The 24,308-nt window shown below is 37.3% G+C and carries 22 protein-coding genes; 20 read left to right on the top strand and 2 right to left on the bottom strand.

Annotated elements, in window-relative coordinates:
- Positions 1-10 precede the first annotated feature (10 nt).
- Both BM305_RS10500 and BM305_RS10495 read right to left on the bottom strand, forming a co-directional pair.
- Positions 11-946, bottom strand: coding sequence for a tRNA modification radical SAM protein MnmL/YtqA (locus tag BM305_RS10500; protein WP_092560660.1), 936 nt, complete (start codon positions 944-946; stop codon positions 11-13).
- Positions 943-2,091, bottom strand: coding sequence for an NAD(P)-dependent malic enzyme (locus BM305_RS10495; protein ID WP_092560659.1), 1,149 nt, complete (start codon positions 2,089-2,091; stop codon positions 943-945). Before BM305_RS10495 ends, BM305_RS10500 begins: the two co-directional genes overlap by 4 nt.
- A 209-nt stretch (positions 2,092-2,300) precedes the next feature.
- Here BM305_RS10495 and rho point away from each other — a divergent pair, with 209 nt between their 5' ends.
- The 20 genes from rho (at position 2,301) to BM305_RS10395 (ending at position 24,146) form a co-directional block, all read left to right on the top strand.
- Positions 2,301-3,902, top strand: a complete 1,602-nt coding sequence (rho, locus tag BM305_RS10490) for a transcription termination factor Rho (RefSeq protein ID WP_092560658.1) — start codon at positions 2,301-2,303, stop codon at positions 3,900-3,902.
- A gap of 119 nt (positions 3,903-4,021) precedes the next feature.
- Complete coding sequence (gene rpmE / locus BM305_RS10485) at positions 4,022-4,231, top strand: 50S ribosomal protein L31 (RefSeq protein ID WP_092560657.1); 210 nt, start codon at positions 4,022-4,024, stop codon at positions 4,229-4,231.
- 348 nt (positions 4,232-4,579) lie between these two features.
- Positions 4,580-5,704: a DUF1385 domain-containing protein gene (locus BM305_RS10480; RefSeq protein WP_092560656.1), complete on the top strand. Its 1,125-nt coding sequence runs from the start codon at positions 4,580-4,582 to the stop codon at positions 5,702-5,704.
- A gap of 15 nt (positions 5,705-5,719) precedes the next feature.
- The gene (prmC, locus tag BM305_RS10475) at positions 5,720-6,550 is read left to right on the top strand and encodes a peptide chain release factor N(5)-glutamine methyltransferase (RefSeq protein ID WP_092560655.1); all 831 of its coding nucleotides are present in this window, start codon (positions 5,720-5,722) and stop codon (positions 6,548-6,550) included.
- A gap of 22 nt (positions 6,551-6,572) precedes the next feature.
- Positions 6,573-7,646: a peptide chain release factor 1 gene (gene prfA / locus BM305_RS10470; RefSeq protein WP_092560654.1), complete on the top strand. Its 1,074-nt coding sequence runs from the start codon at positions 6,573-6,575 to the stop codon at positions 7,644-7,646.
- A 22-nt stretch (positions 7,647-7,668) separates the two neighbouring features.
- The gene (locus BM305_RS10465) at positions 7,669-9,042 is read left to right on the top strand and encodes a TrkH family potassium uptake protein (protein ID WP_092560653.1); all 1,374 of its coding nucleotides are present in this window, start codon (positions 7,669-7,671) and stop codon (positions 9,040-9,042) included.
- Positions 9,043-9,065: 23 nt separating this feature from the next.
- The gene (locus BM305_RS10460) at positions 9,066-9,728 is read left to right on the top strand and encodes a potassium channel family protein (RefSeq protein WP_092560652.1); all 663 of its coding nucleotides are present in this window, start codon (positions 9,066-9,068) and stop codon (positions 9,726-9,728) included.
- A 12-nt stretch (positions 9,729-9,740) separates the two neighbouring features.
- Positions 9,741-10,532, top strand: coding sequence for a TrmH family RNA methyltransferase (locus BM305_RS10455; RefSeq protein ID WP_092560651.1), 792 nt, complete (start codon positions 9,741-9,743; stop codon positions 10,530-10,532).
- Positions 10,533-10,690: 158 nt separating this feature from the next.
- On the top strand, positions 10,691-14,689 hold the full coding sequence (locus BM305_RS10450) for an efflux RND transporter permease subunit (protein WP_092560650.1): 3,999 nt from the start codon (positions 10,691-10,693) through the stop codon (positions 14,687-14,689).
- Positions 14,682-15,341: a TetR/AcrR family transcriptional regulator gene (locus BM305_RS10445; RefSeq protein WP_177214680.1), complete on the top strand. Its 660-nt coding sequence runs from the start codon at positions 14,682-14,684 to the stop codon at positions 15,339-15,341. Before BM305_RS10450 ends, BM305_RS10445 begins: the two co-directional genes overlap by 8 nt.
- 67 nt (positions 15,342-15,408) lie before the next feature.
- Positions 15,409-15,837, top strand: coding sequence for an NfeD family protein (locus BM305_RS10440; RefSeq protein WP_092560648.1), 429 nt, complete (start codon positions 15,409-15,411; stop codon positions 15,835-15,837).
- Positions 15,838-15,854: 17 nt separating this feature from the next.
- Positions 15,855-16,787, top strand: coding sequence for an SPFH domain-containing protein (locus BM305_RS10435; RefSeq protein WP_092560647.1), 933 nt, complete (start codon positions 15,855-15,857; stop codon positions 16,785-16,787).
- A gap of 185 nt (positions 16,788-16,972) precedes the next feature.
- Complete coding sequence (gene argF / locus BM305_RS10430) at positions 16,973-17,908, top strand: ornithine carbamoyltransferase (protein WP_092560646.1); 936 nt, start codon at positions 16,973-16,975, stop codon at positions 17,906-17,908.
- Between the two features lie 90 nt (positions 17,909-17,998).
- Positions 17,999-19,363, top strand: a complete 1,365-nt coding sequence (locus BM305_RS10425; protein WP_092560645.1) for a citrate/2-methylcitrate synthase — start codon at positions 17,999-18,001, stop codon at positions 19,361-19,363.
- Between the two features lie 35 nt (positions 19,364-19,398).
- Complete coding sequence (locus BM305_RS10420) at positions 19,399-20,379, top strand: biotin--[acetyl-CoA-carboxylase] ligase (protein ID WP_092560644.1); 981 nt, start codon at positions 19,399-19,401, stop codon at positions 20,377-20,379.
- 15 nt (positions 20,380-20,394) lie between these two features.
- Positions 20,395-20,748 carry a DUF6145 family protein gene (locus BM305_RS10415; RefSeq protein WP_092560643.1) on the top strand — a complete coding sequence of 118 codons (354 nt, stop codon included), beginning with the start codon at positions 20,395-20,397 and terminating at the stop codon, positions 20,746-20,748.
- Between the two features lies 1 nt (position 20,749).
- On the top strand, positions 20,750-21,061 hold the full coding sequence (locus BM305_RS10410) for a Dabb family protein (protein ID WP_092560642.1): 312 nt from the start codon (positions 20,750-20,752) through the stop codon (positions 21,059-21,061).
- Positions 21,062-21,109: 48 nt separating this feature from the next.
- Positions 21,110-21,877, top strand: a complete 768-nt coding sequence (locus BM305_RS10405; protein ID WP_092560641.1) for a type III pantothenate kinase — start codon at positions 21,110-21,112, stop codon at positions 21,875-21,877.
- A 5-nt stretch (positions 21,878-21,882) separates the two neighbouring features.
- The gene (gene dusB / locus BM305_RS10400; RefSeq protein ID WP_092560640.1) at positions 21,883-22,863 is read left to right on the top strand and encodes a tRNA dihydrouridine synthase DusB; all 981 of its coding nucleotides are present in this window, start codon (positions 21,883-21,885) and stop codon (positions 22,861-22,863) included.
- A gap of 47 nt (positions 22,864-22,910) precedes the next feature.
- Complete coding sequence (locus tag BM305_RS10395) at positions 22,911-24,146, top strand: 6-phosphofructokinase (RefSeq protein ID WP_092560702.1); 1,236 nt, start codon at positions 22,911-22,913, stop codon at positions 24,144-24,146.
- Positions 24,147-24,308: the final 162 nt, after the last annotated feature.

Below are 24,308 nucleotides of genomic sequence, written 5' to 3'. Positions count from 1 at the left end.
TTCATCCTTTCTAAGGTTGAGAATACAAACGTCCCTGCCAGGTTTCACGAATTTTCATCTGCTGATGAATGGTATTTAGTACTTTGTGCTTGCGCTGGCTCCAAAGAGGTGCTAATAATAAATCCTTTGGTCCATCACCTGTCAGCCTGTGAATGACTATATTTTCTGGAAGCAGCTCTAAGGAACAAATTACTAAGTCAACGTACTCATCCATTGTCAGAATATGAAAATCGTCTATATGTTTTGCTAAGTCAGTACCCTTTAGTACATGTAAAAGCTGAAGTTTTATACCCTGTACAGGAAAGGAACCAATATATTGTATCGTTCTAAGCATGTCTTCTTTGGTCTCATTAGGAAGACCAAGAATCACATGAACTATCGTATCGATTTTTCGTTGAGAAAGCTTTAAAACAGCTTCTTCAAAAACAGACCGAGGATAACCGCGGCGTATAAATGCAGCAGTTATCTCATGTGAAGTCTGTAGACCTAGTTCTACCCAGACAGGCTTTATTCTATTAAGTTCCTCTAAGAGAACTAAAACCTCGTCCTCAAGACAGTCAGGGCGAGTAGAAATAGAGAGTCCTACAATAAATGGATACATAATAGCTTCCATAAAAACTTGTCGCAGGTAGGAAATGGGTGCGTAGGTATTGGTATAGGCCTGAAAATAAGCGATATATTTAGTTCCTGCGTATTTTCCGGTCTGAGAGGACTGGATTCTGCAAACAGCATGTTCAATCTGAGCAGATACAGAAACAGTGTCAGGGCCAGCAAAATCTCCAGAACCACCGCTGCTGCAAAAGATACAGCCGCCAGTTCCGACGGTTCCATCCCGGTTTGGGCAGCCCATATTACAATTTAATGAAATTTTATATATTTTCTCGCCGTATTTATGTTTTAAAAAGTAATCTAGTGAGTAATAGCGTTTTTCATCCCAAAAAATCATTTAATATGTTCCTTTACGGCCTGGCTTACTACATCAGCAACTCTTGGGTCAAATGCTTCTGGGAGAATGTTATTTTCACTAAGTTCGTTTTCTGGTACCAAACCTGCAATTGCAAGAGCAGCAGCAAGTTTCATGTCTTCAGTAATTTGTTTTGCTCGTCCCTCCAGTGCACCCTTGAAGATACCAGGAAAGGCAACCACATTATTTACCTGGTTTGGAAAATCAGAACGACCAGTACCAACAACCTTTGCACCAGCTGCTCTTGCTAATTCTGGCATGATTTCAGGAACAGGATTGGCCATTGCAAAAATAATGGCATCTTTGTTCATGGATTTTACCATATCTTCTGTCACAATACCTGGTGCAGATACACCGACAAATATATCAGCACCTGCTAATGCATCCTTTAATAAACCAGTTTTATTAGATAAATTTGTGACTTTCATCATATCCTCTTGCATCCAGTTAAGATTTGGTGTATCCTTGGAAAGGATACCAACTTTGTCACACATTGTAATGTTTTTAAAACCATAGGTTAAAAGTAGTTTTGTAATGGCAATTCCAGCAGAGCCTGCTCCATTAACAACCACCGAGCAGTCTTCCTTTGTTTTATTAACAACCTTAAGAGCGTTTATAGTACCAGCCAATACAACAATTGCAGTACCGTGTTGGTCATCATGGAAAACAGGGATGTCTAAAAGCTTCTTAAGTCGTTCTTCAACTTCAAAACATCTGGGAGCAGAAATATCTTCTAAGTTAATTCCGCCAAATGCTGGAGCTATGTTTACTATTGTTTTAATAATTTCTTCTGTATCTTGAGTATCAAGACAAATGGGAAATGCGTTAACACCGCCAAATTCTTTAAATAGGACGGCTTTGCCCTCCATAACAGGCATAGCAGCATATGGACCGATATTACCAAGTCCTAAAACGGCACTTCCATCAGAAATGACTGCTACAGTATTTGATTTTATCGTGTATTTAAAAGCAGCTTCTGGTTCATTTGCAATCACCTTACATGGCTCAGCAACACCTGGAGTATATGCTAAAGCTAAATCTTCACGAGATTTAACGGTACATTTTGGAACTGTTTCTAGTTTTCCGTTCCATTTTTCATGTAATGCAAGTGCTTTTTCGTTTATCATAGTAATCCTCCTGTGCTAGTATTTGGAATATTGTAATAGCTATGCTTAATAATAACACTACAATTTGTGTAAATCAAGAAAATTTGAAAGAGAGGCTTTTCAGTATGGAATTTGTAGTGTATAATTATGGTGTACATAATTGTATCTTTTTAACATCTTTGCTCTGAAACAAATCTGTCAATAGTATCCATAAAGAAGGAGTTAAATTTATGAGTAATAAATATGAAGGAATTTCTTTAGTAGAACTAAGAAAAATTGCTAAGGAAAATGGCTTGAAAAATGTAAGTATTATGAGAAAACAAGAATTAATAGACAAACTTCTGCTGTTAGATGAAGGACAACACAAGGAAACTTCGGAAACTATGCAGACTGTACAAAACGTTGAAAAGAAAGATAGCATACAAACAGAAAATACTATCATGTCAGAAGAGAAAGCTGATGGGCAAAAGCAAGACATGCCAAAAGATAAATTCAGGGTGACAGAAGCAAAGAGAGAAGATGTGAGAAGAGAGGTTGTCAAAAGAGAAGAACCAGTGAAAAGAGAAGAACTGGTCAAAAGGGAAGAACCGAAGAGAGATAATGTGAAAAGAACAGATGGTTTCCGAAGAGAAGAATTTAAAAAAGATGAATTTAGAAAAGAAGATAGCAGGCCATCTGGATTGCCAAGCGAGATTGAGCAGTTAGATAGCGGTGAAACAAAAGAAGGAATTTTAGAAGTTTTACCAGACGGATATGGATTTATACGCTGTGATAATTATCTGCCAGGTGAAAATGATGTGTATGTGTCTCCAGCACAAATCAGACGCTTTAATCTGAAAACAGGTGATATTGTGGTGGGAAATACAAGAATACGAAACCAAAATGAAAAATTCAGCGCTTTACTTTATGTGAAGTCAGTAAACGGTTTTCATCCTGGTGAAGCTCTCAGAAGAAAAAAGTTTGAAGATTTAACGCCGATTTATCCTAATCAAAGAATACATCTTGAATATGCAGGCGGTGGTGTGGGGCTTCGAATGGTAGATGTTATCAGCCCTATTGGAAAAGGACAAAGAGGGATGATTGTATCCCAGCCTAAGGCAGGTAAAACCACATTGCTGAAACAAATAGCAAAAGCGATTACAACGAATCATCCAGAGATGTATTTGATTATTTTACTAATAGATGAAAGACCAGAAGAAGTGACAGATATGAAGGAATCTATTGAAGGTAAAAATGTAGAGGTAATTTATTCTACGTTTGACGAACTTCCAGAGAATCATAAGCGTGTTTCTGAAATGGTAATTGAAAGAGCAAGACGTCTTGTAGAGCATCAGAAGGATGTGGTTATTCTGCTGGATAGTATAACAAGACTTGCAAGAGCATATAATCTGACAGTTCAGTCTAGTGGAAGAACGTTGTCAGGAGGTTTGGATCCAGCTGCCCTTCATATGCCGAAGAAGTTTTTTGGCGCTGCCCGGTGTATGCGTGAAGGTGGAAGCCTGACTGTGCTGGCAACAGCATTGGTAGACACAGGAAGCAGAATGGATGATGTAGTATTTGAGGAATTTAAGGGTACAGGAAATATGGAATTAGTTCTAGATCGTAATTTATCAGAGAGAAGAATTTTTCCTGCCATTGATTTGCCAAAATCCAGTACAAGGCGTGACGATTTGCTCTTGAACCAAAATGAACTGGAGGCTAATTATTTGATGCGAAAAGCATTAAATAGTATGAAATCTGATGATGCGGTTGAAAAAATTATAGATTTGTTTGTGAAAACAAAGAATAATAATGAATTTATTGATATGGTGAAAAAAATTAAATTGATATAGAAAAAGGGTGTTGCATATAAATTTCTCCTATGCTATAATTAAAAAGCTATTTATATGATACAAGAGAAATCATATGATATGATCGGTTGGAACCGATAAATATAAGAAGAGGTGAAAGTATGAGAGAAGGAATCCATCCTAATTATTATCAAGCAAAGGTTATTTGTAACTGTGGAAATGAATACGTTACAGGTTCAACGAAAGAAGATATTCACGTAGAAATTTGTTCTAAGTGCCATCCTTTCTATACAGGTCAACAAAAAGCTGCTGCTGCGCGTGGAGCTATTGATAAATTTAATCGTAGATATGGAATTAAGCAGGATAATTAGTCGAATTAAATGTAGGTTGAGGTTAATAAATCTCAACCTATTTTTATGTAATAGGAAATTGCTCCGCATATCCTATTACATAAAAAAGCACCCTAAAAAACAGGGTGCAGGATGCTGCGCACTTGTGGGCAAGGAATATTGTGGCTAAAGGACAGCCACACCCACAAGGCGCGGCAAAGTGTGTGTTCCTTATAGTTGATTGAAATCGCGAGAGTGTGTGGAACACACACTTTGTTCTGTTGCGAAGAATAAAAGGATGCGATATAATTAAGATATTATTGTAATGTAAGGCTAAGTTTGGTAAGATAAAGATAATCTGACAATAGAAGTTAAGAAAGTGGTGAGGAAATGAAACCGTCTGGCATTGGGGGACAAGCAGTAATTGAAGGCGTTATGATGAAAAATAAGGATGAATATGCCGTTGCTATCCGAAAACCAAATAACGAAATAGTAGTAGAGAAGAATCAGTATGTTAGTGCCACAAAGAAGTATAAATTTCTTGGAATGCCTATTTTAAGGGGCGTTGTGGCATTTATTGAGTCAATGGCAGTAGGGATGAAAACGTTGACAGTGTCAGCAGGCTATTTTGAAGAAGAGGAAGTAAAAGAAAGTAAGCTGGACAAAGCACTGGGGAAAGTGTTTAAGGAGAAAGCGGAAGCTGTTATAATGGGAATTACCATAGTAATCGCTATTTGCTTTGCAGTGGGGTTGTTTATGATTCTTCCATTTTTTATAGCCAGCATTTTAGAAAAGCAGATTCAGTCAGAATTACTTCTGGCAGTAGTAGAAGGAATTATGAGGCTCACAATCTTTATTGCATATATTGTAATAATATCCAGAATGAATGACATAAAAAGAGTGTTTATGTATCATGGAGCAGAGCATAAAACAATAAACTGTCTGGAACAGGGCTACGAGCTGACTGTTAAAAACGTAAGAAAACAATCTAAACAGCATAAGCGTTGTGGAACTAGCTTTTTACTATATGTTATGTTTTTTAGCATTATATTTTTTACGTGTATTCAAGTAGAGCAGATGTGGCTGAGGTTTTTAATGCGTATTATATTAGTTCCAGTAATTGCAGGCGTATCATATGAATTTATACGGCTGGCAGGAAAGAACGAGTCGAAGTTTATGACTGTTTTGAGTAAGCCAGGATTATGGCTGCAAAATCTTACTACAAGAGAACCAGATGATTCTATGATTGAAGTGGCCATAGCATCAGTTGAGGGTGTATTTGATTGGAAAAGTTTTTTGGAAAAGGAATTTCCTAAGACAAAAAGCAATAAGAAAATAAGTCATGGTAAGAAAAAAGCAGCTGATAAAAAAAATGAAAAAAGTGATCTTGAAGCAGAAAAGAAGGCAGTGTTAAAAGCAGGCTACATGGAACCAAAACCAGATGAGATTGAAGAGGAAGAAGACGAAATTCTGATGGCACTGGATCGCTTTTTTGATGCTGAAAAGCAAGAATAGAAAGAATTATGAAGTATGAAAATTTATGAAGAGATTTTGAAGGAAGGTACAGACTGTCTGACAGATGCAGGAATTGAAGAGGCAGCACTAGATGCCTGGTACCTGTTTTCTTATTGTACAAAAATGAACCGGGTTACCTATTTGCTTAATTGTAAAAAAGAGGCAGAAGAGGTACACTATAAAGAGTTTCAGAAGTGTGTAAGAAAAAGAGCGGAAAGAATTCCACTGCAATATATCATAGGTACCCAGGAATTTATGGGACTTGTGTTTCAAGTGAATGAGCAAGTGCTGATTCCAAGACAGGATACAGAAGTTTTGGTGGAAGAGGTTTTAAAACATTGCCGTGGAAAGCATGTTTTGGACATGTGCACAGGATCGGGATGCATTATTATTAGCCTGAAGAAAATGGGTGATATTGGAAACGCTGTAGGAGTAGATATTTCTCCAGGTGCACTTGAGACAGCAAAAAAAAATGCAGAGCAAAATCAGGTTTCTGTTACATTTATAATAAGTGATTTGTTTCAGGCGGTTGATGAAAAATTTGACTTGATTGTGGCTAATCCGCCCTATATAGAGACAGATGTGATATCCACATTAATGCCAGAGGTAAAGGAACATGAACCTTTGTTGGCACTTGACGGAAAGGAAGATGGGTTATATTATTATAGAAGGATAGCCAAGGAAGCACCAGGCTATCTGAAGCAGGGCGGCATGATATTTTTTGAAATTGGTTATAATCAAGGCAGGGCTGTTAAAAATATATTGGAAGAGTCTGGATTTGAAAGGGTTTCGGTCATTGGGGATTTAGCTTCCTTAGACAGGGTTGTTTTTGGTTTTTTGAGATAAATGAAATAAGAGGAGAATTAGCATGTTTGATAAATTAGAGGATATTGTTCAAAGACATCAGGAAATTTTGAATGAATTAAATGAACCTACAGTAGTTAACGATCAGGAGCGATTTCGCAGATTAATGAAGGAACAGACCGATTTAAGCCCTATTGTAGAAAAATATCTGGAGTACAAAGCGGCAAAAGATGGAATTGAAGAAAGCCTGGTAATGCTGAATGAGGAAAGTGACGAGGAATTAAGGGAACTGGCGAAGGAAGAACTTGCAGAATGTAAGGAAAAAGTAGTTACCTTAGAACAGGAAATTAAAATATTGCTGCTTCCGAAGGATCCCAATGATGAAAAAAATGTTATTGTTGAAATACGTGGTGGAGCAGGAGGAGATGAAGCTGCCTTATTTGCAGCTGAGCTGTTCCGAATGTATTCCATGTATGCAGAAGGCAACCGTTGGAAGGTTGATATGATGAATTTAAATGAAAATGGAATTGGTGGTTTTAAAGAAGTTATTTTTATGATCAATGGAGCAGGGGCTTACTCTAAGCTGAAGTATGAAAGTGGTGTACATCGTGTACAGCGTATTCCAGTTACGGAATCAGGCGGCAGGATTCATACTTCAACAGCAACTGTGGCTATTATGCCAGAGGCAGAAGAGGTAGATGTACAGCTGGACATGAATGATTGTAAATTCGATGTTTTCCGTGCTTCTGGAAATGGAGGACAGTGTGTCAATACAACTGATTCAGCGGTACGATTGACTCATATTCCAACCGGAATCGTAATTTCATGCCAGGACGAAAAGTCACAGCTTAAGAATAAAGATAAGGCACTTAAAGTATTGCGCTCCAGATTATATGAAATGGAACAACAGAAGGCACACGATGCAGAGGCAGAGGCAAGACGGAGTCAGGTTGGTACAGGGGATCGCTCTGAAAAAATAAGAACGTACAACTTCCCACAAGGGCGCGTAACGGATCATAGAATCAAGTTTACTTCCCACAGACTGGAAGAAGTTCTGAATGGCGATTTATCAGAAATAATTGACAACTTAACTGCCGCAGACCAAGCAGCTAAGCTGAGCAAAATGCAAGAAGCATAGTATTGGTTGGGAGGAGAAAAAAGTGTTTCGGGTGAAAAAAAGTATTTTTACGACAACGCAAACCATTGCAATTGGTTTTTTTGTTGCAATTTTGGCAGGAACCATTTTGCTGATGCTGCCTATTTCATCTAATAGTGGGCAGGGAACCAATTTGGTTGATGCTATGTTTACAACAACAACTGCTATTTGTGTGACGGGATTAACAACAGTTGTAACCGCAGACCATTGGAGTGTGTTTGGAAAAATAATTATTGCTATATTAATGGAGTTTGGTGGTCTTGGTGTAGTAACCTTTACTACGTCCATGTTTCTCATAATGGGGAAAAGAATTACTTTAAAGGATCGTTTATTAATTCAGGATGCGTATAATCTGGATACCTTAAGAGGCTTGGTTAAGCTCACCATGCGGGTTATGAAAGGAACAGTTATTGTACAGTTAGCAGGAGCCCTTTTATATTCCTTTCAGTTTATTCCAGAGCACGGACTTATAAAAGGAATTGCTGTATCTGTTTTTACTTCAATTTCTGCTTTTTGTAATGCCGGAATTGATTTGGTGGGACCATCCAGTTTTGTACCATACTGTCGGAATGTTTTGATTAATGTAGTAACGATGGCATTGATTGTAATAGGTGGTATAGGGTTCCCAGTTTGGTGGGATGTAATACGGATATTCAAGATGAAAGAGAAGGATAAAATAGGAATCAGAGGAATACTCCGGAAGTTTCAACTACACTCAAAACTGGCATTGTGTATTACAGCAATTCTTATTTTAACTGGTACTGTATTTATTTTAATTTTTGAATGGAATAATCCTAATACAATTGGAAGGTTTCCTTGGTGGGAAAAGGGAATGGCAGCAATGTTCCAGTCTGTAACAACCAGGACAGCAGGATTTCTAACAATTCCGCAAGAAAACTTTACAAACTCCAGTAACCTGCTATTTATGCTTTTAATGTTTGTAGGTGGTTCACCGTCTGGTACTGCTGGTGGTGTAAAGACAGTAACCGTTGGTATTTTACTCCTTACTGCAATGAGCATTATAAGGGGAAAGGAAGATACAGAGATTTTTCACCGCAAAATACGTGCAGAATATATACGTAAAGCGCTTGCTGTAGTTATAATTTTTATTGGATGGCTTATGCTTTCCACTATGCTCTTGTTAATTGTCGAAAAGGCTGATTTCTTAGATACTCTTTTTGAAGCAACTTCTGCAATTGCAACGGTTGGATTGACCAGAGGGTTAACGGGAAGGCTGTCAACGCTAGGTAAGCTTATTATTATAGCTACCATGTATATAGGAAGGGTTGGTCCTATTACTATGATGTTGACATTTAATGTGAAGAAGTCAAAACCTAAGATGGTTAGACTGCCAGAGGAAAGAATTATAGTTGGCTAATTTTGGAAGAGAGAAGGATAATGATGAGTAAGAAAGAATTTGTTGTATTTGGACTTGGAAGATTTGGTAGAAGCGTAGCAGTTACTTTAGCGGAAAGCGGCTGTGAGGTGCTGGTAGTAGATGATACACAGGAAAAAATTCAAGAAATGGCAGACATTGTGACTTATGCAGTAAAAGCAGATGTTACAGACAGTGAGACAATGGAGAGTCTGGGAATTAGTAATTTTGATGGGGCAGTTGTTGCCATTGGACAGAATTTAGAAGCAAGCGTTATGGTAACAATTCTGGCAAAGGAGTTAGGGATTCCATACGTTTTGGCTAAAGCACAAAATGAACTACATGCTAAAATATTAAAGAAGGTTGGCGCGGATGCAGTTGTTTTTCCAGAGAAGGAGACAGGAGTACGCATTGCACATAATTTGGTAATGGGTAACTTTTTTAACGCGGTAGAGCTTTCTTCTACATTTAGCCTAATGGAAATAGATGCATTAGAGGAATGGGATGGTCACAACCTAATGGAATTAAATATACGTGCTAAGTATAAAATTAATGTAATAGGTGTGAAAAAAGGGAATACTTTAGATATTAATCCGTCAGCAGAAAAAGTGATTTCTAAAAATGATACATTAGTAGTAATTGGTGAAAATGAAGTACTGAACCGTTTTAAGAGTAAAATGGAAAAGTAATTGGAGTTAAGTATGATAAGCAGTGCAAATAATGCTCAAATTAAAAATATTAATAAGTTATTGAAAAGCGCAAAGGAAAGACGAGAAACAGGCAGTTTTGTGGTGGAAGGCATAAAAATGTTTGAGGAAGCCAGGAAACTGGGACTAATCAGAAAGGCATTTTTTTCAGATGAGCTGCATGAGGAATGGAAAATAGTCAATAAAGAAGCACTGAACGAACTGGACTATGAGGTAGTGACAGACAAAGTATTTCGGGAGATAGCCGATACCGTAACCCCTCAGGGTGTTATGGGGGTTTGTTCTGTAAAATCCTGTACCATAGAAGAGTTTATTAGCAAACCTGCATGTAGACTGCTTTTTCTAGAGGATATAAGAGATCCAGGGAATTTTGGTACGATGATTCGAACCGCAGAGGGAACTGGTGTAACAGGAATTGTTTTAAGTAAGGAATCTGTAGATATATATAATCCGAAGGTGGTTCGATCCACGATGGGTTCTATTTTCCGGGTTCCCCATGTCTACGTAGATGATTTTCCAGGAACAATCAGGAAAGCCCAGTTAGAAGGAGTTATTTTTTATGCCACTCATTTAAATGGAAATCAAGAGTATGATAACGTGGACTATGCAAAAAAAGCTGCTTTTATAGTAGGGAATGAAGCGAGAGGTATTTCAGATGCCGTCGCAGAAAAAGCCGATCAGCTGATTCGGATTCCTATGTGTGGACAGGTGGAATCTCTGAACGCAGCAGTAGCAGCCGCCGTTATGCTTTACGAGGTATATCGGCAAGAAAGAAGAGAAAATTGATTAGTAAAGAATATTGTGGCTAAAGACAGCCACAGCAAAAGGCGCGGCAAAGTGTGTGTTCCGTATAGTTGATTAGAACCGCGGGAGTATGTGGAACACACACTTTTTATAAAACAAAACCGACTGACTGGTCAGTCTGTATAATAAGGAGGAGAAATATGTTATCAAAGTTTAGTGTAAAAAAGCCATATACTGTAGTTGTTACTGTTGTATTAATACTAATTCTAGGATTTGTATCGTTTACAGAAATGACAACAGATTTACTTCCTAGCATTGATTTACCTTATGTAGTGGTGGTGACAAGCTACATTGGTGCAAGTCCTGAGGAAATTGAAGAAGTAGTGACAAAGCCAATTGAGCAGTCTATGGCTACTGTAAGCAATATCAAGGAAATTTCATCTACCTCCAGCGAAAACGTGTCTATGGTAATGCTGGAGTTTACGGATGGAACGAATATGGATTCGGTTTCACTGGATGTCAGGGAAAAGCTGGATCTGATAGAAGGCTACTGGAGTGATTCTGTGGGAGCACCTATGATTATTAAAATCAATCCCAATATGATGCCTGTCATGGTTACGGCAATTGATGGTGAAAACATGACACCAGAGGAAGTGACCCAGTACACAGAGGATAAAATTATTCCTCAACTAGAGGCATTGGCAGGTGTAGCAAGTGTGACACCAATGGGAATGTATGAAAAGCAGTTAAATGTTGTGATTAATCAAGATAAAATTGATAGTATTAATGAAAAACTGAAAGACCATGTGGAAGAACAGTTAGAGGACGGAAAAGATAAGCTGGACGATGCTAAAGTGGAAATTTCAGAAGGAAAACAAGAACTGAATCAGAAAAAAGCAGAATTTGAAGAAGGAATGATACAGGGTGAACAAGGAATAACAGATGCCCGCCTGGAGTTATTAAAAAAGGAAATAGAGCTTGCTAAGAGTGAAGAAGAATTACAAGCAAAGGAAGACGAGCTGCTTGCATCTGAAAAAGAGTTAAATGAGCAGGAAAAAACTTTGCTGGAAGGAGAAAAAACGCTGTTAGCAAATGAAAAGGAAGCGAATGATTCCTTAGATGTGATTAAGGAACAGGAATTAGTACTAACAGAAACAATTGAGCAATTAACTACAACCAAATCAAATTTAGAACAAACAATTAAGGATACAGAAAATAGTACACAATTAACGATAGAAGAAAAAGAAACGGCACTACTTACCTTAAACAGCCAGTTAGCAGAAGTGAGCACTGGGTTGGAAAATGCCCTTGCTTCTCAGACAACAATGCAAGAGTCAAAAGCACAGCTGGAGTCTGGTCTTAAAGAAATTGCAACAAAAAAAGAAGAAATTGCAACAGGAAAGACGGCCATTGCATCAGGAAAGGTTAAAATTGCAGAGGGAAAAGCAGCATTGGCTTCTGCGAAACAGCAGATGAGCGCTGGAAAGGAGCAATTAGAAGAGGGCAAGACTCAAATTGATGAGAAAGAAAAAGAGTTGGCAAAAACAAAAAGTACGGTTTCTTCAGAGTTGAATTCAGCTGAAAGTGAATTAAAAGCTGGGGAGAAGGAATTAACGAATCAATTAGATCAATTTGATGATACTAAGGAAGATGCATTATCTCAGGCAACAATAGAGGACAAAATTACTACGGATATGATTCAGCAGATTTTGAAGGCGCAAAATTTTTCAATGCCAGCAGGATATGTAACAGAAGATGGAACCGATTATATGGTACGGGTTGGAAATAAAATTGAAGATGAAGAGGAAATGAAAAACCTGATACTGTTTGATTTAGATATAGAAGATATGGAACCAGTTACGTTGCAGGATGTAGCAGATGTTTTCTGGTCAGATAATTTGGAAAATATTTATGCTAAAGTCAATGATAATAATGGTATCATTCTTTCTATGCAAAAGCAGACGACGTATTCAACAGCAGAAGTGGCAAATAGAATTAATGTAAAGTTTACAGATATAATGAATGAAAATGAAAATATTCATGTAAATAACTTAATGGATCAGGGGATGTATATTGACTTAGTAGTAAATTCAGTTTTAAATAATTTAATTATGGGAGGTATCTTAGCTGTTATTATTTTGCTTCTATTTTTAAGAGATTTAAAGCCGACTTTTATCATTGCCTGCTCTATACCAATTAGTGTGGTTTTTGCCATTGTACTAATGTATTTTTCAGGAGTAACATTAAATATTATTTCCCTATCAGGACTTGCAGTTGGGGTGGGAATGTTAGTGGATAACTCGGTAGTAGTTATTGAAAATATTTACCGTTTAAGGAGTAAAGGAATTTCCGCAGCCAAGGCGGCGGTGAATGGGGCAGCCCAGGTTGGAGGAGCCATTATTGCATCTACGTTGACAACGGTTTGTGTATTCCTTCCTATAGTTTTTGTAAAAGGAATTACAAGAGAATTGTTTACGGATATGGCATTAACAATTGGCTATTCACTATTAGCAAGCTTAATAGTAGCATTAACGTTAGTTCCTGCAATGTCATCCAGCTTATTGAAGAGTACAAAAGAAAAACAGCACAAGTTTTTTGAATTATTTGTAGGAGGATATGAAAGGCTTCTGAGAACTGCATTAAGATGGAAACCGATTGTATTGGTTGGTATTATAGGACTGTTAATAATTAGTATTTTTGGGGCAGTGAGTAATGGAACTGCATTTATGCCAGATATGGACAGTACGCAAATTACAGTAACAATGCAGATGCCAGAAGGTAGTAAAAAAGAAGATACCGTTAAGATGTCCGATGCGGTTATTGAAGAAATCAGAAAGATAAAGGAAGTGGATGTAGTAGGGGCAATGTTTTCATTGGGGCAGGCTTCCTCTTTAGGACTATCTTCGGTAAACGATGCATCCACAGATGCAGTGGATATGTATGTGATTCTGAAGGAAAATAAAAAGCGTACCAGCCAGGAAATTGCAAAGGAAATTGAAGAAAAATGTGCAGCTTTTGATTGTGAATTGACAGTAAGTGGTTCTTCCATGGACTTAAGTGTTTTAGGTGGTACTGGCATACAGATACAGATTAAGGGTCTGGAGCTAGACGAACTTCGTAGTATTGCAGAGGATGTGGCGGCAAAGCTGGCTACTATTAAAGGAACAGCAGATGTCAGCAGTGGATTAGAGGAGCCTGCGCCAGAACTTAGAATCGTGATTAACAAAGAAAAGGCAATGTTGAAAGGTTTGACAGTTGCACAGGCATATATGGAAATCCAGACAATGCTGGCAGATAGTGCGGAAGCAACGACCTTGAGTGTTGACGGAAACTCCTATTCTGTACTTGTAGATACGGATTTATCAAAAGAATTGGTTCGAGACGACATCCGTACCCATGAATTTGAAGTAACTGATGCTAAAGGAGAAAAGAAACTGGTAAAACTAAAGGATATTGCAGAAATTACGGATACTGTAGGATTTTCAGAAATTAACAGGGCTTCCCAGCAGAGGTATATTACAGTTTCTGCTGAAATAGCGGAAGGATATAATGTGGGGCTGGTTTCCAGAGAGGTTACAAAGGCATTTAAGGATTATAAAGTGCCATCAGGCTATGAAATAGAGTACAATGGTGAAAACGAAAATATTAATGATTCCCTGGGAGAACTGGGGAAAATGCTGTTGCTGGCAGTTGCTTTTATTTATTTAATAATGGTTGCCCAATTCCAGTCCTTAGGATCACCTTTTATTGTGTTATTTACTATTCCACTGGCATTTACAGGCGGATTCCTGGGCTTATGGATGACAGGAAATGAAATAAGTGTAATTGGTATGATTGGTTTCGTAATGCTTTCTGGTATTATTGTAAACAATGGTATTGTGTTAGTAGATTATACAAATCAGCTTAGACAAGAGGGGATTACAAAAAAAGAAGCTATTGTGGAAGCTTGTGTAACACGAATGCGTCCGGTACTAATGACAGCGCTTACTACAATTCTAGGTCTTTCTACAATGGCTGTGGGTGTAGGAATGGGCTCGGACATGATGCAGCCTATTGCAATTGTTACAATAGGGGGGCTGCTTTATGGAACAATAACAACATTGTTTGTAATTCCGGTGCTATATGATATCTTAAACAGAAAAGAGATGAAGGTTCTTCGTGAGCAGGATTTAGTATTATTGGAGGATGAAGATGAGTAAATCAGGTGAAATAGAAAATGCTCTGTATAATTTGCAGCAAAATTTACCTCCCAAAGTATTTATGATATTTGACGGTGTAATTGAAGTGTGTAATAAAAGACAGGATATAAAAAGTATTACCGTTGCAGAAATTGCCCAGGCCGCAGGAGTAGGAAAAGGAACGGTTTATGAGTATTTTGATACGAAAGAGGATCTTATCATTAAAGCGCTGACATATGATTTGATTGTAGGTCTGGAAAAATTACGTAAAGTAATTATAAATGGAGAATCTTTTCGCAATAAAATCGATTGTGGACTTAACTGGATTAAGGAAAACTTTGAAAAAAGATATGTACTGTTTCAGGCGGCATATCAGAACGGATACCGAAAAAAGGAACCCCAGGAGATTGGCAAATTATTTAAAATAGAGCTGGAAGGGCAGGTTTTAGAGTGTGGAGCGTATCAGGATATCATTGATAATGTAATGGAAGCAGGAATTGCAGAAAAGTTAATTCAAAAACCTGTAAATAAATTCATAAGTGACTCTGCTGTATTATATATTGTAATAAGCTATTCTAATTTTTTGCTCAATAAAGAAAAATATGCAGATACTACAGATGAAATGACAAAAAATTTTTTGTTTCATGCTTTTGTAAGAATATTAAATGAATAATTTGCTTGTAATAACTAATTATATGAAGTAAAATAAGGGTAGCATTTAAAAGATATGGGGTGATTATATGTATCTTTATATTTGGCTGATTGCACTAGCCGTCTTTATTATAGTTGAAATAGCAACACTTGGGCTGGCAACAGTGTGGTTTGCCTGTGGAGCATTGGCTGCAGTTGTTGTTACTCTTTTGGGAGGTAATATTTATGTACAGCTAATGGTGTTTATAGTTGTTTCCCTTGCTTCTCTGTTAACAGTAAGACCTTATGTAGCACGAAAGTTTAATTTAAAAAGGACAAAAACCAATGTAATGAGTCTGATAGGGCAGGATGCAAAGGTGACGGAGGATATAGACAATTTTGCTGAGAAGGGTGCCGCTATGATAAATGGGCTTGAATGGACAGCACGTTCTGAGACAAATCAGGTTATATCTACTGGAAGTAAGGTTGAGGTTGTTAAAGTAGAAGGTGTTAAATTAATTGTAAAAGTTAAAAAATAAATAAAGGAGGAAAAAATATGCCAGGAGCAGCATTAGTATCAGGTATTATTATTGCAGTAGTTATTTTACTTCTTATTACATCCTGTGTTAAGATTGTGCCACAGGCACACGCGTATATACTAGAGCGATTAGGAGGATATCAGGCAACTTGGGATGTGGGTATTCACTGGAAATGGCCTTTTGTAGACCGGGTATCTAAAAGGGTTTTATTGAAAGAGCAAGTAGTGGATTTTCCACCGCAGCCAGTTATTACAAAGGATAATGTAACCATGAGAATAGATACTGTTATTTATTTTCAAATTACGGATCCAAAGCTTTATACCTATGGGGTAGAGAATCCTATTATGGCAATTGAGAATCTGACAGCTACTACTTTAAGAAATATTATTGGTGACTTAGAGTTAGATGAAACATTAACATCCAGAGAGATTATTAATACAAAAATGAGAGTTTCTCTTGATACAGCAACAGATCCATGGGGAATTAAAGTGAACAGGGTTGAACTTAAAAATATTATTCCACCAGCTGCGATTCAAGATGCAATGGAGAAGCAGATGAAGGCAGAAAGAGAACGAAGAGAATCTATTTTGATTGCAGAAGGTGAGAAAAAGTCTACCGTATTGGTAGCAGAGGGTAAGAAACAATCCGCTATTTTGGAAGCAGAAGCAGAAAAAGAAGCAGCTATTCTTCGAGCAGAGGCAAAGAAAGAAGCCATGATTCGAGAGGCGGAGGGTGAAGCTGAGGCGATTTTAAAGGTTCAGCAGGCAAAAGCAGAGGGTATCCGTTATCTGAATGATGCTAATCCAGCCAAAGGTGTAATAGAATTAAAAGCTTTGGAGGCATTTGCAAAGGCAGCAGATGGAAAAGCAACCAAAATTATTATTCCTTCTGAAATTCAGGGGATGGTTGGTTTAGTTAAGTCACTTACTGAAGTTGGAAAGGATGACTAAGGTAAGCATAACTTGAGAATGCTTAGGTAAGGTACCTACTCTTAACGAAGTAGGTATCTTTTATGTTATAGATATTTAATAATATTTATTGGGCCTTATTTTTTAGTTTCACTTGACGAAATAATAAATTCAGAGTATTGTATAAATAGTATCATTATTGAATAAATATACAAGGAGTGGTATATATGAATTTAAAAGGCCGTAGTTTTTTAACCTTAAAGGATTTTACATCTGAAGAGATTGGGTATTTATTAGAGTTGGCAGCAGATTTAAAAGATAAGAAAAAGCATGGAATTACTGGAAACAGTTTAAAAGGGAAAAATATTGCATTAATTTTTGAAAAACCATCCACTAGAACGAGATGTTCTTTTACGGTTGGCTGTGTAGATGAAGGAGGATATCCAGAATATCTGGGAACCAACGATATACAATTAGGACATAAGGAAAGTGTTGAAGATACTGCGAGAGTTCTAGGAAGAATGTTTGACGGAATACAATTCAGAGGATTTAAGCAGGAGACAGTTGAGAAGCTTGCAAAATACAGTAAGGTTCCCGTGTGGAATGGTTTGACAGATGAGTATCATCCTACTCAGATTCTAGCAGATTTTCTAACTCTTAAGGAGCAGTTTGGAAAACTAGAAGGATTGAAATTAGTTTTTGTAGGAGATGGAAGAAATAACATGGCTAACAGTCTGATGATTGGTGCGTCCAAGCTGGGAATTGATTTTACAATCCTTGCTCCAGAGGCATTATGGCCATCAAATGAATTAGTTGCTCAATGTAAAGAGTATGCATTACAGTGGAATAGTAAAATAACAGTAACCAAGGATTTGCTTGCAGTAAAGGATGCAGATGCTATTTACACAGATGTCTGGTGCTCCATGGGAGAAGAAGACAAGGCAGCGGAGAGAATAGCAATGCTGAAGCCATACCAGGTAAATAAAGAGTTGTTTGAAATGACTGGTAAGGAAAGTACAGTTTTACTTCATTGTCTGCCAGCCGTAAAAGGGTATGAGGTTACAGAAGAGTTGTTTGAGAAGTTTGCAGATGTGATTTTTGACGAAGCTGAAAATCGGATGCATACAATTAAAGCGGTAATGGTAGCTACGTTAGGAAATTAAACTTTTGCTATGAGTAGTGTATCCCATGAAAAATCCGTGAACGGGAGTAATTTTGGAACTGGAAATCACCTATTTTGAAAGGAGAACTATATGTTACATGGCAGTGAAAAAAATTTAGAATTAATTAAGAAATATTCAGAACAGTGTATAACAAAATTTCATATTGATCCAGAACTTTATACGAAGTATGAGGTAAAGCGTGGACTTCGGGATATTAATGGAAAGGCTGTACTTGCAGGTCTTACAGATATTTCTGAGATACGTTCTTATACAATTGTAGATAGTGAAGTGGTTCCTTGCGAAGGAAAGCTCTTCTATCATGGAATTGATATAGAAGAAATTGTAGATGGATTTATAAAGGAAGATCGTTTTGGATTTGAAGAAACGTCGTATCTTCTGCTTTTCGGGAAATTACCAAATAAAGAAGAATTAGCAGTTTTTGAAGAATTATTGGCGGAATATCGGGAAGAGCTTCCTACCAGTTTTGTGCGTGATGTTATTATGAAAGCACCAAGTAAGGACATGATGAATACTTTGGCAAGAGGTGTGCTGACGCTTTATGCTTATGATGATGCCGCTGATGATACAAGTGTTGAAAATGTACTGAACCAGTGTCTGCATTTGATTGCATTATTTCCATTATTATCAGTATATGGTTATCAAGCGTATAGTCATTATCACGATGGAAATAGTTTGTTTATTCATGCTCCAATGAAGGAGTATTCCACTGCGGAGAATATTCTTCATATGCTGCGTCCTGACAGCAGCTTTACACCGCTGGAGGCAAAGATTCTTGATTTAGCTCTTGTTTTACACGCGGAGCATGGAGGTGGTAATAATTCAACCTTTACCACTCATGTGGTATCTTCGTCAGGGACAGATACGTATTCCGTTGTAGCAGCATCTCTTGGTTCCTTAAAAGGACCAAAGCATGGTGGTGCTAATATCAAAGTTGTTAAGATGTTTGAAGATATGAAGACTACAATAAAAAACTGGGAAGATGAAGATGAGGTAAAACAATACCTGTCCGATTTGTTAAATAAAAAGGCTTTTGATCATGCAGGGTTAATCTATGGCATGGGTCATGCAGTATACTCTATTTCCGATCCAAGAGCAAATGTTTTTAAAAAGTTTGTGGAAACTCTATCAAAGGAAAAAGGAATGGATCAGGAATTTGGACTTTATTCTATGGTAGAAAGACTGGCACCAGAGGTCATTGCCAAGGAACGTAAGATTTATAAGGGTGTTAGTGCAAATGTAGACTTTTATAGTGGATTTGTATATAATATGCTTGGTCTTCCAACAGAATTATTTACTCCGATTTTTGCAATTGCAAGAATTTCTGGATGGTCTGCCCATAGATTAGAGGAATTAATCAATGCAGGTAAAATAATCAGACCAGGATATAAGAGTGTAGCAAAGCATAAGAGTTATACAGGATTAGATGAAAGATAGATTCTATTTTATGTGGAAAGGCTATGTAAAGACGTATGAAAGAAAAAATTCTAAAGATGTTAACCAACACACAGGAATCAGTATCAGGACAACAGTTGTCTGACAGCCTGGGAGTTTCGAGAACTGCTGTCTGGAAGGTAATCAATCAGCTAAAGGCAGAGGGATATCAGATAGAGGCAGTTCCTAACAGAGGCTATAAAATTATAGAGTATCCGGATTTGATTACAGCTGAGGCTGTGAAATCATTACTTCAGACAAAAATATTTGGAAAAGAAGTACGTTTTTATGATGAAATAGATTCAACTAACATGGAAGCAAGACGCCATGCTGAAGCTCATGAGAGCCACGGCATGGTTATTCTTGCTGAGCAGCAAAATGCGGGAAAAGGAAGGCGTGGAAGGAATTGGGTTTCTCCTAAAGGAACAGGAATTTGGATGTCATTAATTTTAAAGCCGGAATTTGCTCCTGAGAAGGCATCCATGCTGACTCTGCTTGGTGCATTAGCTGGAGCAGAGGCAATTAAAGATTGTACAGGCTTAGACTGTAGGATTAAGTGGCCCAATGATTTAGTCGTGAATGGAAAAAAAGTATGTGGGATACTAACAGAAATGAGTTCTGAGATTGATTACATTCACTATGTTATAATCGGAATGGGGATTAATGTAAATGCAGATTTTTTTCCAGATGATATTTGTCATGTGGCAACTTCGTTAAAGCTTGAAGGCAAGCAAAATTATATGAGAAACCAGATTGCTGCAAAGATATTATTCTATTTGGAAAAACACTATGAAAAATTTTGTAATTATGGGGATTTGAGGGATTTTGTAAAAGAATACAATTTATTATTGATCAATAGAGGAAAAGAAGTTAAAATAATAGACAGCAATCATACATTTACTGGGGAAGCACTGGGAATTGATTCTGAAGGAAGGCTTTTGGTAAAGGATGCAGCAGGTCAGATTACAGAAGTGATGTCAGGCGAAGTGTCCGTAAGAGGATTATATGGATATGTGTAGGAAAGGGAACCAGCTATGAGTGATAACAGTAAGATATTATGTGCATCCAGCGCATATGAAGAGAAATTCTATTTAAATGAAGCATATGCAGGGCTGCCTGCCGCTATACAGGAAGAATTGAAAATAATGTGTGTTATGTTTACTTCAGATGTTGGTGGGATTTTAACCATGGAATTTGACGCGGAGGGAACACTAATCTTGTCTGTTACAGCAGATGAAGGTGACTTGTTATATGATGAAATTGGAAGTGGGTTAAAGATAAAGGAACTTCAGCGGACAAAGAGTGAATTTTTTGAAGCCCTTGAACTTTACTATAAAGCATTTATTTTGAAACAAGATATTACAGAAGTCCATAGAGAGGAGAAATAATATGGTTAGACATGTGGTTTTGTTTGAGTTTATGAAAGAAAGTGAAGGCAAATCTGCTATTGAAAACGCAGTAAAGGCAAAGGACAAGTTATTAGCACTGAAGGATAAGATTGATTGTCTGAAACGTATGGAAGTAGGGATTAATGACGGAGAGGCAGATGCTACAAATTATACGTTATGCTTGGTGTGTGACTTTGAAACCATAGATGATTTGCAGGTATATCAGAATCATCCGGAACACTTGGAGGTTGCAGCTTTTATAGCTAAGGTTAAGTTAAGCAGAGCCTGTGTAGATTATGAAGTGAATGAATAAATATAAGATATGGAATCAGGATAAGAAATAAGTAGAGGATGAAATGGTATGATACTTACTATTGACATAGGGAATACAAATATTACGTTTGGAATGTTTGAAGGCGAGAACCTGATTGGAACATTCCGTATGACAACAGATATACCCAGAACATCAGATGAATATGGAATTTTCATATGCGAAGCTTTAAAAGTAAAAGGATTAACATCAAAGGTTGAAGGAGTTGTTATTTCCAGCGTAGTTCCCAATATTATGTATTCCTTTGAAAGTGGGATAAAAAAATATTTAGGCGTAAACCCAGTAAAGGTTGGGGTTGGAACAAAGACAGGACTTCGAATTGTTACAGCACATCCTTCTGAAATAGGAGCAGACAGAATTGTGGATGCAGTTGCTGCGTATGAGATATATGGCGGACCAATTTTAGTGATTGATTATGGAACGGCAACCACCTACGATATTATTTCAGCAGATGGTGCGTTTTTGGCGGGTGTGACCAGTCCAGGAATTAAAATATCAGCCAATGCTCTTTGGAGAGAGACGGCAAAGCTTCCAGAGATTGAAATCAAGAAGCCAGAGTCCATTTTGGCTAAGGAGACTATAACAAGTATGCAGGCTGGATTAGTATATGGTTATATTGGACAGACAGAATATATTATCCGTAAGGTGAAAGAAGAGCTTGGACTGGAATATATGAAAGTAGTTGCTACAGGTGGTTTGGGTAAAATTATTGCAGATGAAACAGATGCAATTGAGATTTATGACCCAGATTTAACATTACATGGACTAAAAATAATTTATGATAAAAATAAAAGGTAATGACAATGAGTTTTAAGATTGGAAATGTGAATATTAATGGAACTTTAGTTCTTGGACCAATGGCAGGAGTAACAGACCTGCCATATCGTTTGTTATGCAAAGAAATGGGTGCTGACTTAATTTACACGGAGATGGTCAGTGCAAAAGGGATTTACTATAATAATAAAAATACTGGATTGCTGTTAGAGGTAGAGGAAAAGGAAAGACCTGTTGCATTGCAGTTTTTTGGAGCAGATCCAGATATAATGGGATCTATGGCGGCAAAAATAGAAGAACGTAATTTTGATATACTAGATATTAATATGGGCTGTCCAGTTCCTAAGGTTGTGAACAATGGAGAAGGTTCTGCACTTTTGAAAAACCACCAACTGGCTGGAAAGATTGTTTCTTCTGTCACCAAAGCCATTGAAAAGCCTGTTACCGTAAAAATACGAATTGGATTTGGAGAAAAGGACTGTAAAATTGTGGATTTGGCAAAGCGTCTAGAGGATAGCGGAGCGAAAGCAATTGGGGTGCATGGACGTACCAGGGAACAATACTATAGCGGAAAAGCGGACTGGGACAGTATTGCTGCGGTAAAAGAGGCGGTGTCAGTACCTGTGATTGGAAATGGAGATGTGGTGACTCCGGAGGATGCAAAGGCAATGCTAGAGCATACAGGATGTGACGGAGTTATGATTGCACGAGGAGCAAGGGGAAATCCGTGGATTTTTCAGCAAATAAAGCATTACTTTAAAACAGGAGAGCATCTGCAAAGACCGGATGGGAAGCAAGTGGTAGATATGATTTTGCGCCACGGGAAGTTGCAAGCAGAATTCAAAGGGGAATATGTAGGAATCAGAGAAATGCGTAAGCATGTGGCATGGTATACATCAGGATATAAAAATTCGGCAAAACTAAGAAGTAAAGTGAATGAGATTGAGACTTATGAGGATTTACAAGTGCTTATGAAAGCATTTTTGGATATGCAGATGGAATGGGATTAAGAAGTAAAAATGGATGTGTTATAAAGAGTGTAATGGAGGAAATGATAATGGAAGAAAGAAACCTGTTAGTTGGACAGTCTGGAGGACCTACGGTAGCAATAAATTCCAGTCTGGCAGGGGTAATTAGTTGTGCATTAAAAAGGGATGAAATTCATAAGATCTATGGGGCAAGAAACGGAATTAGCGGTTTACTTAAGGAAGAACTGGTTGAGCTTTCCCAGGTTTTTAAGGGAGAAGAAGGACTAGATCAGTTGAAGTATACACCGTCTATGTATTTGGGATCATGTCGTCATAAATTGAAACCATTTGATCAGGATCAGGAGACCTATCACAAAATTTTTCAGCTTTTTTTAAAGTATAATATTAAGTATTTTCTTTATATTGGTGGGAATGATAGTATGGATACGGTTGATAAGTTGTCCTGCTATGCAGAAAGCCAGAACTATGATATTAAAATTATGGGAATTCCAAAAACCATTGATAATGACTTAATGGAAATTGATCATACACCAGGGTTTGGATCAGCTGCTAAGTTTATTGCAACTTCAATTTTAGAGATGGCACATGATACCTCTATTTATAATATGGAAAGTGTGCTAATTGTTGAAATAATGGGACGTAATGCAGGCTGGCTGACTGCTGCCAGTGTGCTTGCAAGAACCACCTACAGCAGTGCACCTCACCTGATATATTTGCCAGAGTATTCATTTTCTACTGCTAGATTTGTGCAGGATGTGAAAGAACAGCTAAAGCAGAGGAAACAGGTAATTGTTGCAGTATCAGAGGGGATTAAAGATAAGGAGGGGATTTATATATCATCCCGCTCTATGGATCAGGATCAATTTGGCCATGTGATGCTTAGTGGGACAGGAAAATATTTGGAAAACCTAATTAAGGATACAATTGGATGCAAGGTGCGTTCCATTGAATTAAATGTATTACAGCGCTGTGCAAGTCATTTATCTTCAGAGACAGATCTTTCAGAAGCATTTCTACTAGGTGAAAAGGGTGTTTCCTTTGTTTTGGAAGGGAAAAACAGTCAGATGGTGACGATGAAAAGAGTTTCAAGTCAGCCATATGCCATCGAAATTGATACGGTGGCAGTGAATCAGGTTGCAAATTTTGAGCGAAAAATTCCGTTGAAATGGATTTCAGAAGATGGAAATAATGTGACAGAGGAAATGAGAGAATATTTAATGCCATTAATTGTTGGAGAAACAAAAATACCGTATTTAAATGGAATCCCACAATATATTTTTTGTAAGGAAAAATCAGAAATATAAAATAAAAGATTTAGTCGAAATATACAAAATCATTGTGTTATACTATATGACCTTATTCAAATGTAACAAAATTTAAGTTTTATGTATTTTTTATTTGCTTTTTTTAATAAAACAAGGTAATATACTTAACAGAAAGACAAATGTTCGCGAGAGAAAAACACA

The organism is Anaeromicropila populeti (assembly GCF_900112775.1).
Taxonomy (GTDB): Bacteria; Bacillota; Clostridia; order Lachnospirales; family Lachnospiraceae; genus Anaeromicropila_A; species Anaeromicropila_A populeti.
The sequence above is the reverse complement of the archived record's forward strand: the minus strand, read 5'-3'. Positions and strand labels throughout refer to the sequence as shown.